Source organism: Ornithinimicrobium panacihumi, from assembly GCF_052073805.1.
Lineage (GTDB): Bacteria > Actinomycetota > Actinomycetes > Actinomycetales > Dermatophilaceae > Ornithinicoccus > Ornithinicoccus panacihumi.
Genome location: NZ_JBQGWG010000006.1, coordinates 94,832 through 107,147 on the forward strand (window position 1 = coordinate 94,832; position 12,316 = coordinate 107,147).

The window sequence follows — 12,316 nt, forward strand, 5'->3', positions numbered from 1 at the left end:
TCAGGCCGTCGGGGCCAGCACCCAGCGGGCGGCGGACTCCAGGTCCGAGTGGTCGAAGGTGAATCCGGCGCCGGTGAGCCTGGTGGGCAGGACCCGCTGGCTGCCCAGGATCTCGCCGGCCATCTCGCCGAGCACCAGGCGGAGGGCGAGGGTCGGCGCCGGGACGAACGAGGGCCGCCGCGCCTGCGACGCCAGGGCCTTGACGACCTCGGACTGGGTGGCCGGGGCCGGACCGGTGAGGTTGACCGGGCCCGTGATCTCGGGGTGGTCCGACAGGAAGAGGACCGCGCGCACGTGGTCGTGGAGGGTGATCCAGGACCAGTACTGCCGTCCGTTGCCCAGCTTCCCGGCGAGCCCGAGCCGCAGCAGCGGGAGCAGCCTGCCCAACGCACCACCCTCCCGGGACAGGACGATGCCGGTGCGCAGCATGGCCACGGAGGCTTCCGTCCGTCGGGCCGGCCAGGTGGCGGCCTCCCAGTCACGGCTGAGCTGGGCCAGGAAGCCCTCGCCCCCGCTGCTGACCTCGGTGAGGACCTCTTCCCCACGGTCGCCGTAGAAGCCGACGGCCGAGGCGGACAGCAGCCGGGGCGGGTCCGGCCGGGCGGCGACGGCGCGGGAGATGGTGCCGGTGCCGTCCAGCCGTGAGCTGATCAGCTCCTGCTTGCGCTCGGAGTCCCACCGCTTGTCGCCGATGCCGGCACCGGCCAGGTGGACGACGGCGTCGACCCCGGCCAGTGCGGCGGGCTCCAGATCGGACCCGGGGTCCCATCGCACCTCGCGGAGGGCTGCCCCGGAAACGCGCGGGGCGCGGCGAACCAGGTGGATCACCTGGTCGCCGCGCCCGAGCAGCGCTGCGGTGAGTGCGGAGCCGATCAGGCCGCTGGCGCCGGTGATGGCGACCGTGCGGCCCGTGGACGAGGGGACCGGCTCCGTCAACTCACTCAGACCTCGAAGTTGCCGTCCTCCAGACGCTCCTTCATCGTGCCCAGGAAGCGGGCCGCGTCGGCGCCGTCCACGACGCGGTGGTCGTAGCTGATGGCCAGGTAGACCATGTCGCGGATGGCGATGGTCGCGCCGCCCTCCTCGTCGGTCACCACGACCGGGCGCTTGACGACCGCGCCGGTGCCGAGGATGGCCACGTTGGGCTGGTTGATGATCGGGGTGTCGAACAGCGCCCCGCGCGAACCGGTGTTGGTCAGCGTGAAGGTGCCGCCCGACAGCTCGTCCGGGGTGACCTTGTTGTCGCGGGTGCGCTCGGCCAGGTCGGCGATCTTGCGGGCGAGCCCGGCGATGTTGAGGTCACCGGCGTCCTTGATCACCGGCACGAGCAGGCCGCGGGGGGTGTCGACCGCGACGCCCAGGTGCTCGGCGGCGTGGTAGACGATCGAGTCCTCCTCGACGCTGGCGTTGACGATCGGGTGGGCCTTGAGGGCCTCGATCGCGGCCATCGCGAAGAACGGCATGAAGGACAGCTTGGTGCCCTCACGCGCCAGGAAGTCGTTCTTGACCCGGTTGCGCAGACGGGCGACCTTGGTGACGTCCACCTCGATGACGGTCGTCAGCTGGGCGCTGGTCTGCAGGGACTCCACCATGCGGGTGGCGATGACCTTGCGCAGGCGGCTCATCTTCTCCGTGGTGCCGCGCTTGGCCTCGGACTCGGCCGGGGCAGAGCTGGCGGAGGCCGGGGCCTGGGAGGCCTTGGCCTGGTCGCCACCGGTGGCCGGGGCGGCCTGCTCGGCGGGAGCCTCGGCAGCCTCCTGGCTGGCCTTGGCCGCGTCCAGGACGTCCTGCTTGCGGATACGGCCACCCACACCGGTGCCCTTGAGGCTGTTCAGGTCGACACCGTGCTGGGCCGCGAGCTTGCGCACCAGCGGGGTGACGTAGGCGCTGACGTCCTGACCGCCACCAGACTGGCCGGCGGCCTCGCGCTGCTGCTGGGCGTCGGGCACGCCGTCGCCGTCGGCGTCCTTGTGCGAGGTCGAGGCACGGGACGCGGAGCCGGTGCCCAGGCCCACGGCGGGCTCGGGCTCGTCCTTCGCGTCACCGGTCGGCTTGCCGGAGTCGGCCTTGGCCTCGGACTCGGCGGCCGCCTTCTCCTGCACGGCCTCTTCGCCGGCCAGACTCTCCTCGTCGGCGGAGGCCGCGTCGTCGTCGTCGCCGGACTCGGCGTTCTCGGCCTTGGCCGGCTTGTCGGAGCTGTCCTCGGCCGTGTCCTCACCCTTGGCGTCGGCGTCGGAGCCGCCCTCGGAGGAGCTCTCCTCGGAGGAGCTCTCCTCGGAGTCAGCCGAGGCGCTCTCGTCGGAGCCGCCGTCACCGCCACCGGAGGCGTCGCCACCGATCACGCACAGGTCGCCGCCGACCTCGACGGTCTCGTCCTCGCCGGCGATGATCTTGGTGAGCACGCCCGCGACGGGGGAGGGGATCTCGGTGTCGACCTTGTCGGTGGACACCTCGACCAGCGGCTCGTCGACGGCGACCTCATCGCCCTCGGCCTTCAGCCACCGGGTCACGGTGCCCTCGGTCACGGACTCTCCGAGCGCCGGCATCGTGACGGTCTCGCCGCCACCACCGCCGGCGGAACCGCCCGACCCGCCGGACCCGGACGAGGACCCGGAGGAGGTCTCCTCCTGCTCGTCGTCGGACTCGTCGGCCGAGTCGTCCGCGGACTCCTCGGAGCCGGAGTCGGCCTCGTCCTCCCCGGACCCGGCGCTGTCGCTGTCGTCGGAGCTGGACTCCTCGGCGGAGTCGGACCCGCCGTCGCTGGAGCCGCCACCCTCGCCGTCGCCGATGACGCAGAGTTCACCGCCGACCTCGACGGTGTCGTCCTCCTCGGCGAGGATCTCCTGCAGCACACCGGCCACGGGGGAGGGGATCTCGGTGTCGACCTTGTCGGTGGACACCTCCACCAGGGGCTCGTCGACCTCGACCGTGTCACCCACGTTCTTGAGCCAGCGGGTCACGGTCCCTTCGGTGACGGACTCACCGAGGGCCGGCATCGTTACGCGTTCCGACATGTTGTGAACTCTCTCCTCGTCCGGGGCTTGCAAGTCTACGTGGGGCGGATGGTCTGGTGGGTCAGGAGTGCGCGTGGAGGGGCTTGCCGGCCAGGGCCAGGTGCGCCTCCCCGAGCGCCTCGTTCTGGGTGGGGTGCGCGTGGATCAGGGTGGCGACGTCCTCCGGCAGGGCCTCCCAGCCGACGATGAGCTGGGCCTCACCGATCTGCTCGCCCATCCGGGCGCCGACCATGTGGACCCCGACCACGGGACCCTCGGGGCCGGAGCGCACCAGCTTGACGAACCCGGCGGTGGCCAGGATCTGCGACTTGCCGTTGCCGCCGAGGTTGTACTCGTAGGTGGAGACCTCGTCGCCGAACTTCTCCCGGGCCTGCTCCTCCGACAGGCCGACGGAGGCGATCTCCGGGTCGGAGTAGGTCACCCGCGGGATGAGGGTGTCGTCGACCGGGGTCGGGTCGAGCCCGGCGATGTCCTCGGCCACGAAGATGCCGTGCGCGAAGCCGCGGTGCGCGAGCTGCGGACCCTTGACCAGGTCGCCGACGGCGCGCACGTTGCCGACGCCGGTGCGCAGGCGCTCGTCCACCTGCACGAAGCCGCGGTCGAGGGGGACACCAGCTTCCTCATACCCGAGGCCTTCGCTGCTGGGTCCACGTCCGACCGCCACGAGCAGGAGGTCTGCCTCGAGGGTCTCACCGGACTCGAGCGTGACCGTCACGCTGCTGTCGTCCTGGCTCACGGAGGCGACCTTCGAGCCGGTCCTGGCGGTGATCTTGCGCTTGCGGAAGGCGCGCTCGAGGGTCTTGCTGACCGCCGGATCCTCGCCGGCGACGAGGCGGTCCAGCGCCTCGACGACCGTGACCTCCGAGCCGAAGGAGCGCAGCACGGAGGCGAACTCGATGCCGATCACGCCGCCGCCGAGTATGACGGCCCGCTCGGGGACGTCCTCCAGACCGAGGGCCTGGTCGCTGGTCATCACGCGGCCGCCGATCTCGACGCCGGGCAGGGTGCGGGCGTAGGAGCCGGTCGCCAGCACCACGTGCTCGCCGACCAGCTCCCGGTCGCCGACGGTGACGGTGGTGGGGGAGGACAGCCGCCCCTCGCCCTCGACGAAGGTGACCTTGTCGGCGGCCTTGACCAGACCCTGCAGGCCCTTGTAGAGCCGGCCCACGACGCCGTCCTTGTAGGTGTGCACCCGAGACAGGTCGATCGACTCGACGCTGGAGTTGACGCCGAACGCCGCGCCGTCGCGGGCCGTGTCGGCGACCTCGGCCGCGTGGAGCAGGGCCTTGGTCGGTATGCAGCCACGGTGGAGGCAGGTCCCGCCCAGCTCGTCCTTCTCCACGAGGGCCACGGTCAGGCCCAGCTGCGCCGCGCGCAGCGCGCAGGCGTAACCGCCGCTGCCGGCACCCAGGATGACGATGTCGAAGTTGTCAGTCGGCATGGCCGCAATCCTGCCACCACGTGGGGGCGGCGCGCCTGCCGGGGCGGGTCCGGCCCTAAACCTGTGGCACGGCACCCAGCCTCGTGTCACAGTGGGGCTGTCCGATGTCCCCGACAGAGAGGAGGCGCCCGTGAACGACACTCCGGCCACGGACGACGTCAAGGCCAAGTTCCGTGAGGCGCTGGCCAAGAAGCAGGGCCACGGAGGGACCGACGTCTCGGACCACTCCGAGCACGGCAAGGTCGCCGGCAAGCGCGGCGCCAAGACCTCTGGGGCCCAGCAGATGTTCCGACGCAAGAGCGGCTGAGGCCGACTCGTCCACGACGGACGCGAGGGGCCCCTTCCCACCCGGGAAGGGGCCCCTCGTGCGTGCTCGGGCGGTGCGCGTGATCAGCCCGTCATCGCGCGGGTCAGCCGGCCATCGAGCGCGCCAGCGCCACCAGGGTGCGCACCGGCTGGCCCGAGGCACCCTTGGGCTGGTAGCCCCACGGGGTCTTCTCGTTGAAGGCCGGGCCGGCGATGTCCAGGTGGGTCCACGGGATCTGGTCGGCGTCCTCGCCCTCGCCGGCCTTGCCGACGAACTCCTGCAGGAAGGTCGCGGCCACCATCGCGCCGGCCGAGCGCTCGCCGGTGTGCTTGAGGTCGGCCACGGGGGTGTCGAGGGTCGGGCGGATCTCCTCGGGCATCGGCAGCGCCCAGGCGGTGTCCCCGACCTCGTTGGCGAGGCGGGTGATGGTGTCGCGCAGCTCGTCGTCGTTGCCCATGACGCCGACGGTGCGGTCGCCCAGGGCGATGATGCACGCGCCGGTGAGGGTGGCGACGTCGACGATGGCGTCGGGGGACTGCTCGCTGGCCAGCGCCAGGCCGTCAGCCATGACGAGGCGGCCCTCGGCGTCGGTGTTGATGATCTCCACGGTGCGGCCACCACGCATGGTGACGACGTCACCGGGGCGCTGGGCCAGGTCGCCGGTCATGTTCTCGGCCATGCACAGGTAGGCGGTGACCTTCACCGGCAGGCCGAGCTCGGCGATGGCCAGGGTCGCGGCCGCGACGGAGGCGGCCCCACCCATGTCCATCTTCATCGTCACCATCGAGGCGCCCGGCTTGATGCACAGGCCGCCGGAGTCGAAGGTGATGCCCTTGCCCACCAGGGCCAGGTGCTTGTCGGCACCCTCGGGGGCGTAGCTCATGATGACCATGCGCGGCCCGCGGGCGGAGCCCTGGCCCACGCCCAGGATGCCGCCGCAGCCTTCCTGCTCCAGACGGGCCGGGTCCCAGACCTCGACCTGGACCGCGTCGCCGGCGCGTTCGACGACGGAGTCGGCGAAGGTCTCGGGGTAGAGGACGTTGGGCGGGGTGTTGACCAGGTCGCGGGCGTAGCGGACCGCGTCCACGACCGCGGTCGCCGCCGTGGCGGCCTCCGCACCCAGACCGGCCACGACGGCCTCGCCCAGCTCGGCCTTGGCGCTGTCGGCCTTGCCGACGCCGTGGTGCACGGAGAAGGTGTAGGCCCCCAGCGCGGCGCCCTCGGCGACGGCGGCGACCTCATCCTCGGAGGACTGGCCGAGGGCGAAGACGGCCTTGTCCTTGCCGGCCAGGGCGCGGGCGGCGGCACCGGCCGCGCGGCGCAGCTTCTCGGCGCGGGTGGCCGGGCCCTTGGCGGGCAGGCCGACCACGAGCACCAGGGGGGCGGAGACGCCGTCGATCCCGGTCAGGCGGGTGACCTCTTCGGCGCCGCCCTCGGCGCCGAAGGCGGCCAGGGACTGCTGGACGTGGTCGGCGGCCTCGTCGGAGAGCCCGTGCCCCTCGACGAGGGCGACCGTGCCGTCGGTCTTCGTGGCGGCCACCACCAGGGCGTCGGCCTCGAGGGCGGCGGGAGCCTGGTCGGTGGGGCTCAGGGTCGTGCGGCGGGCATCAGCCATGGGTGAACGTGTCCTTCGTCAGGTCGTCGTTGAGCGGTCGTCGGTGGCCGCAGGCGCCCGGAGATCCGGGGAGGGCCACAACGAGACTACGCGAACCGCATACCCATTAGGCTCAGGAGGCATGAGCGAGCAGACGAAGACGTCCCCCCTGCACGACAAGCACGTGGCGCTCGGCGCCAAGATGGCCGACTTCGGCGGCTGGTCGATGCCGATCGAGTACCCCGGCGGCGGTGTCGTCGCCGAGCACACGGCCGTGCGTGAGCGCGTCGGCCTCTTCGACGTGTCGCACCTGGGCAACGCGCTGGTCACCGGCAGCGGCGCCAAGGACTTCCTGAACACCTGCTTCACCAACGACCTCAACCGCATCGCCCCGGGCAAGGCGCAGTACACCCTGTGCTGCGACGAGGACGGCGGCGTCGTCGACGACCTGATCGCCTATCTGCGCAGCGACGACGACGTCATGCTCATCCCCAACGCGGCCAACAACGCCGAGGTGGTCCGTCGCCTCAAGGAGGCCGCGCCCGAGGGCATCACCATCACCAACGTCCACGGGCAGAACGCCATCCTGGCGATCCAGGGGCCGAAGTCCGACGAGGTCCTGGAGTCGATGGGCCTGCCGACCGGGCACGAGTACATGAGCTTCGTCGACGCGCAGTGGGAGGGCCACCCGCTGACGGTGTGCCGCACCGGTTACACCGGCGAGCGCGGCTACGAGCTGGTGTGCGCGGTCGAGGACGCCTCGGCGCTGTGGGACGCGCTGGTCGCGGCGATGGAGCCTTTCGACGGTATGCCGTGCGGGCTCGGCTCGCGCGACACGCTCCGGACCGAGATGGGCTACCCGCTGCACGGCAACGACCTGTCGACCGAGATCACGCCGGTCATGGCCCGCACGGGCTGGGCCGTGGGCTGGAAGAAGGACACCTTCTGGGGCAAGGAGGCGCTGGAGGCGCAGCGCGAGGCCAAGGAGTCCCGGGTCTCCAACGGGCTGCTGGTCACCGGTCGCGGCATCCCGCGCGCCCACTGCGCGGTGCTGGACGCCGACGGCAACCAGGTCGGTGAGGTGACCTCCGGGACCTTCTCGCCCAGCATCAAGCGAGGCATCGCGCTGGCGCTGCTGGACCGCTCGGTCGTCGAGGGTGACAAGGTCACCATCGACGTGCGCGGCCGGCAGATCGAGGCCGAGGTGAAGAAGCCGCCGTTCGTGCAGGGCGGCGCGAGCTCCTAGAGCTCGGGGGCCAGGGGCGCGTCGGTCAGGTCCAGGACCCGGCCGGCGCGCACCTCGTGGACAAAGGTGCTCCTCGCCGAGACGCGGTAGTTGACCTCCTCGACCAGCTCGGCCCACAGCGTGCCGCGCTCGCTGCCGTCCCCGACGGGCTCGTAGCTGATCGCCACCGTCTCGAAGGGGAGGGCGGACAGGCCCAGGCACAGCTCGTCGGCCAGGCCGCCGACGGTGGCGCGCGCGGCCTCGGGGTCCTGCCACAGGTCGTGCTCGTCGAGCAGCCGGCCCACCCAGGCGGGGAGGTCGTCGACGAGGACGGGATTGCGCGCCCCCAGGAGGGCGCGGGTGAGGTCGATGGAGCGCAGCGTCGACCAGTGGTCCGGCAGCTCGCCGGCGACCAGGCTGTGCTCGGCCTCCGAGGCGTGCGTGGAGACCAACGTCACCTGGGGGTGGGCGCCGAGCAGGGACTCGGCATACCGTGTGCGGCCCCTGGGGGACTGGCCGAGCACGAGGGTCGAGGTCATGGGCAGGTGCTCCTTCGTGGCTGGTGCCGTCGTCCTACGTCGCCTGCCGTCCCCACCACCGACCGGCGGGACCCAGCATAACGACGAGAGGCGGGTCGCGGACCGCACCCGGGGGCGCGTCCGCGACCCGCCTCAGCGTGGTCGTCGGTGGGGCGTCAGCGACGGCCGCCCAGCAGGCCGCCGAGGACGTCACCCAGGATGTTGCCGCCGGGCTGCTGCGCCGGGCGCGCACCCGTGGCGCCGCCCAGGGCCTGGCCCAGGACGTCCTGGAGGATGGAGGTCATGTCCATGCCGCCCTCGGCCGGGGCAGCGGTGCCGCCGGTCGCGTCGGCCTTGGGCACGCCAGCGCCACCCATCTGCTTGGCCAGCCAGGACAGCACGAGCGGGGCCAGGATCGGCAGCAGCTTGCGCACGATGGCGCTGGTCTGCGGGCCGCCCAGGCCGCCGAGCTGGTTCACGACGCCGTCGGTGTTGTTGCCGAAGACGTGGCCCAGGATCTTCTCGCCGTCGGTGGTGTCGACGCGGTCCAGGGAGAAGTTGTCGGCTAGGCCGTCCTGGTGCTTGCTGAGCGCGTTCATCAGCGACTCGGCGCCGCCGCGGCTCTGGCTGTTGGCGGCCAGCCCGCCCAGCAGGGCGGGGAGGGCGGCCTTGACGGCGCGGCCGGTGGTCGCCTCGTCCGAGCCAACTGCCCCTGCGAGCTGGTCGATCGGGAGCGAGCGCATCAGTTGGTCAATCATGGTGCAGGACCTCTCCTCGTTCCGGCCCTCGGAATTGGGCCGTTGCTATCCCGAAGCCTAGGCCACCTGGGACGATCCGGCCTGCCGTGGACCGGGATTGGTCCGGCGTCGGGCGAGAAAACGTTCTACGGTGGGACCATGACGGACGGTTTCACCTGGCTCCTCCAGGCCTCCGACGGCACCCCGATGACCGACCTGGGCCTGGCCTCCACGGCCTTCCCGACCCAGGCCGACGCCGAGGCGTGGCTCAGCGACGAGTGGCCGACGCTCGCCGACGCCGGCGTGCAGGCGGTCACCCTGCGCAACGGCGAGGACGATGTCTACGGCCCGATGAGCCTGAGCCCCGCGGACTGAGCCGCGCGGACTGAGCCCCGCGGACTGACTCCCTGGTCCGTCCGGCGGCCGAGCCGCGCGCCGGCCGCCCGGGTCAGCGGCGGCGCAGCTCGTCGCCGCGCTTGACCGCGGGGCGGGGGATGCGCGAGCCGCGCATCTGGAAGGCGCGGAGCACCACATACGAGGCAGAGCCCTTGCCGGGCAGGTGCCCGAAGGCCTCCACGAAGTGGCCCTTGACCCGCCGCCACAGCATCCAGCTGTCGATGATCGCGAAGATCATCAGGCCATAGGCGACGAAGAAGCCACCGGTGCGCGCCCAGGCCCAGGGCAGCAGCGAGAGCGCCAGCACGGTGATCATGATCGGCAGCAGGAACTCGCCGATGCTGCGCCGCACGTCCACGGCGTCGCGCAGGAAGCGGCGCTCGGGCCCGCGGTCGCGGGGGGAGAGATAGCGCTCCTCGCCGCGCAGCATCGCCTCGCGAGCGGCCTGGCGGTCGGCGCGGGCCTTGGCCTTCGCCTCGGGCGTCTTGTGGCTGTCGGCGGCCACCAGCGGGCGACGGTTCGCGGCCTCGGCGTCGCGTCGCTTGGGGGTGGGACGTCCCTTCCCGGCGGGCCGTGAGGGGTCGTCGGAGGACCGCGCGTCGGCGGTATGGGCAGCGCTCAACTCGGCCGGCTCGGCCGACTTCTTCCACAGGGGCACATCTGTCAGTGTATGCGGCCGGCTCGCCGTCCCCGATTAGAGTCGTGCGGGTGAACACCGACGATGCCGCTGCCACCACCGACCTGCCCGCACGCGTCGCTGAGCTCATGCCCGGCGTCCGCTCCGACCTGGAGGCCCTGACCCGGATCCCGTCGGTCAGCCTCGACTCCTTCGACCAGCAGCACGTGGAGGACAGCGCGGTCGCCGTGGCCGACCTGCTCCGCGCCGAGGGCCTGGAGACCGAGATCGTCCGGGAGGGCGGCCGCCCCGCCGTCATCGGCTACCTGCCCGCGCCGGAGGGGGCGCCGACCGTCCTGCTCTACGCCCACCACGACGTGCAGCCGCCCGGCGACGACGCCGAGTGGGACACCCCGGTCTTCGAGCCGACCCAGGTGGGGGAGCGGCTCTACGGCCGCGGCGTCGCCGACGACAAGGCCGGCGTGATGGCGCACGTGGCGGCGCTGCGCGCCCACGACGGGCGTCCGCCGGTGGGGGTCACCGTCTTCGTCGAGGGCGAGGAGGAGGTGGGCTCGGACAGCCTGCCGACCATCCTGGAGCGCCACGGAGACCGGCTGGCCTGCGACGCGATCGTGCTGGCCGACTCCCACAACTGGAAGATCGGCGTGCCGGCGCTGACCACCACCCTGCGCGGCCTGGTCCGGGTCGTCGTGGAGGTGCGCGCGCTCGACCACGGCGTGCACAGCGGGATGTTCGGCGGCCCCGTGCCGGACGGCCTCACTGCCCTGTGCCGCCTGCTCGCCACCCTGCACGACGAGGCCGGCGACGTCGCGGTCCCCGGCCTGAAGACCTCCGAGGCGACCGACCTGGACTACTCCGAGGACGACCTGCGCGCCGACTCCGGCCTGACCGAGGGCGTCTCGCCGATCGGCACCGGCTCCTTCCTGTCCCGCATGTGGACCAAGCCGTCGATGACCGTGATCGGCATCGACGCCCCGTCGGTGGACAAGGCCGCCAACCTTCTCACGCCGGTGGGCCGCGCCAAGCTCTCGATGAGGATCCATCCCTCGGAGAGCCCGGAGACCGCATACCTGGCCTTGAAGAAGCACCTCGAGGACAACGCGCCGTGGGGCTGCAGGGTGACCGTCACCCACGACGACGACGGCGCCGGCTTCGAGGCGGCGTCCGAGGGGCCGGTGTATGACGTGGCGCGCTCGGCCTTCCGCGACGCCTGGGGCGGGGTGGAGCCGGTCGACATCGGCGTGGGCGGGTCGATCCCGTTCGTGGCGGCGTTCGCCGAGAAGTTCCCCGAGGCGGCGATCCTGGTGACCGGCGTCGAGGACCCCGATACCCGTGCGCACGCGGCCAACGAGAGCCTGCACCTGGGGGAGTTCGAGAAGGTGTGCCTGGCCGAGGCGCTCCTGCTGGACCGGCTCGGCCGGATGAGCGAGAATAGTTGACATGTCAGAGAAAAAGCAGGGCACCTACGTCAACGCCGAGGGCAGCTACGAGCGCAAGACCCGCTACATCCCCGAGCGGATCACCAAGGACGGGCGCGACGGCTTCCCGGTGGAGCCGGGGCGCTACCGCCTGGCGGTCTCCCGGGCCTGCCCGTGGGCGCACCGCACGATCCTGACCCGTCAGCTGCTCGGGCTGGAGGACGTCATCTCGATGGCGGTCGCCGGTCCGGTCCACGACGAGGACTCCTGGACCTTCGACCTCGACCCTGGTGGTGTCGACCCGGTGCTGGGGGTCCCCAAGCTCAAGGACGCCTACGACGCGCGGCCCGACGGCTATCCCGAGTCCGGGGTCACGGTGCCGGCGATCGTGGACACCACGACCGGGCAGGTGGTGACCAACGACTTCCACCAGATCGTCAAGGACCTCGTCACCGAGTGGACCGAGCACCAGCGCGAGGACGCGCCCGACCTGTGGCCCGAGCACCTGCGCGACGAGATCGAGGAGATGTCGGACCTCAACTACAGCGAGGTCAACAACGGCGTCTACCGGTGCGGGTTCGCGGGCACGCAGGATGCCTACGACGCGGCGTACGACCGGCTGTGGAAGCGGCTGGACGAGCTCGAGGAGCACCTGTCGACCCGGCGTTATCTCGTCGGTGACCAACTGACGCTGGCCGACGTGCGGCTGTGGCCGACGCTGGTGCGTTTCGACGCGGCCTACCACGGGCACTTCAAGTGCAACCGGCAGAAGCTGACCGAGATGCCGGTCCTGTGGGCCTACGCCCGCGACCTGTGGCAGACGCACGACTTCGGCTCGACGGTGAACTTCGAGCACATCAAGGCGCACTACTACGCTACGCACCTGGACATCAACCCGACCGGCGTGGTTCCCAAGGGGCCCGATGTGTCGGGGTGGGACGAGCCGCACGGCCGGGAGTCGCTCGCCTGAGACTCTTCGGGGGAAGCGAAAGGCCCCGGTCCATGTGGGGCCGGGGCCTTTCGTTGTAC

At 71.9% G+C, this 12,316-nt stretch carries 12 protein-coding genes; 5 read left to right on the plus strand and 7 right to left on the minus strand.

What is annotated here, in order from left to right; all coding sequences use genetic code 11:
- The 3 genes from ACTMMA_RS07955 to lpdA all read right to left on the minus strand — a co-directional run bounded on the left by ACTMMA_RS07955 (position 1) and on the right by lpdA (position 4,455).
- The gene (locus ACTMMA_RS07955; RefSeq protein ID WP_441189583.1) at positions 1 to 936 is read right to left on the minus strand and encodes a TIGR01777 family oxidoreductase; all 936 of its coding nucleotides are present in this window, start codon (positions 934 to 936) and stop codon (positions 1 to 3) included.
- A 5-nt stretch (positions 937 to 941) separates the two neighbouring features.
- Complete coding sequence (gene sucB / locus ACTMMA_RS07960) at positions 942 to 3,014, minus strand: 2-oxoglutarate dehydrogenase, E2 component, dihydrolipoamide succinyltransferase (protein WP_441189584.1); 2,073 nt, start codon at positions 3,012 to 3,014, stop codon at positions 942 to 944.
- A 61-nt stretch (positions 3,015 to 3,075) separates the two neighbouring features.
- Positions 3,076 to 4,455 (minus strand): dihydrolipoyl dehydrogenase, encoded by a 1,380-nt coding sequence (lpdA, locus tag ACTMMA_RS07965; RefSeq protein ID WP_441189585.1) that lies wholly within the window; start codon positions 4,453 to 4,455, stop codon positions 3,076 to 3,078.
- 130 nt (positions 4,456 to 4,585) lie between these two features.
- On the opposite strand from lpdA, the gene ACTMMA_RS07970 reads away from it, so the two are divergent.
- Positions 4,586 to 4,762 (plus strand): DUF5302 domain-containing protein, encoded by a 177-nt coding sequence (locus tag ACTMMA_RS07970; protein ID WP_441189586.1) that lies wholly within the window; start codon positions 4,586 to 4,588, stop codon positions 4,760 to 4,762.
- Positions 4,763 to 4,865: 103 nt separating this feature from the next.
- Here ACTMMA_RS07970 and ACTMMA_RS07975 read toward each other — a convergent pair whose 3' ends face one another.
- The gene (locus ACTMMA_RS07975; protein ID WP_441189587.1) at positions 4,866 to 6,377 is read right to left on the minus strand and encodes a leucyl aminopeptidase; all 1,512 of its coding nucleotides are present in this window, start codon (positions 6,375 to 6,377) and stop codon (positions 4,866 to 4,868) included.
- 121 nt (positions 6,378 to 6,498) lie between these two features.
- Between ACTMMA_RS07975 and gcvT the strand changes: the two genes are divergently transcribed.
- Positions 6,499 to 7,602 carry a glycine cleavage system aminomethyltransferase GcvT gene (gene gcvT / locus ACTMMA_RS07980; protein WP_441189588.1) on the plus strand — a complete coding sequence of 368 codons (1,104 nt, stop codon included), beginning with the start codon at positions 6,499 to 6,501 and terminating at the stop codon, positions 7,600 to 7,602.
- Here the strand turns inward: gcvT and ACTMMA_RS07985 are convergent.
- Complete coding sequence (locus ACTMMA_RS07985; RefSeq protein WP_441189589.1) at positions 7,599 to 8,120, minus strand: P-loop NTPase family protein; 522 nt, start codon at positions 8,118 to 8,120, stop codon at positions 7,599 to 7,601. The two genes, gcvT and ACTMMA_RS07985, sit on opposite strands and share 4 nt — an antisense overlap.
- 155 nt (positions 8,121 to 8,275) lie before the next feature.
- Positions 8,276 to 8,857, minus strand: coding sequence for a DUF937 domain-containing protein (locus tag ACTMMA_RS07990; protein ID WP_441189590.1), 582 nt, complete (start codon positions 8,855 to 8,857; stop codon positions 8,276 to 8,278).
- Positions 8,858 to 8,995: 138 nt separating this feature from the next.
- Here ACTMMA_RS07990 and ACTMMA_RS07995 point away from each other — a divergent pair, with 138 nt between their 5' ends.
- Positions 8,996 to 9,211: a hypothetical protein gene (locus ACTMMA_RS07995; RefSeq protein ID WP_441189591.1), complete on the plus strand. Its 216-nt coding sequence runs from the start codon at positions 8,996 to 8,998 to the stop codon at positions 9,209 to 9,211.
- A gap of 73 nt (positions 9,212 to 9,284) precedes the next feature.
- On the opposite strand, the gene ACTMMA_RS08000 is transcribed toward ACTMMA_RS07995, so the two are convergent.
- On the minus strand, positions 9,285 to 9,890 hold the full coding sequence (locus ACTMMA_RS08000) for a DUF3043 domain-containing protein (RefSeq protein ID WP_441189592.1): 606 nt from the start codon (positions 9,888 to 9,890) through the stop codon (positions 9,285 to 9,287).
- A gap of 50 nt (positions 9,891 to 9,940) precedes the next feature.
- Here ACTMMA_RS08000 and ACTMMA_RS08005 point away from each other — a divergent pair, with 50 nt between their 5' ends.
- Entirely contained in the window at positions 9,941 to 11,308 is a 1,368-nt protein-coding gene (locus tag ACTMMA_RS08005) for a dipeptidase (protein WP_441189593.1), read from the plus strand.
- A 1-nt stretch (position 11,309) separates the two neighbouring features.
- Complete coding sequence (locus ACTMMA_RS08010) at positions 11,310 to 12,257, plus strand: glutathione S-transferase family protein (RefSeq protein WP_441189594.1); 948 nt, start codon at positions 11,310 to 11,312, stop codon at positions 12,255 to 12,257.
- The last annotated feature ends 59 nt before the right edge of the window (positions 12,258 to 12,316 follow it).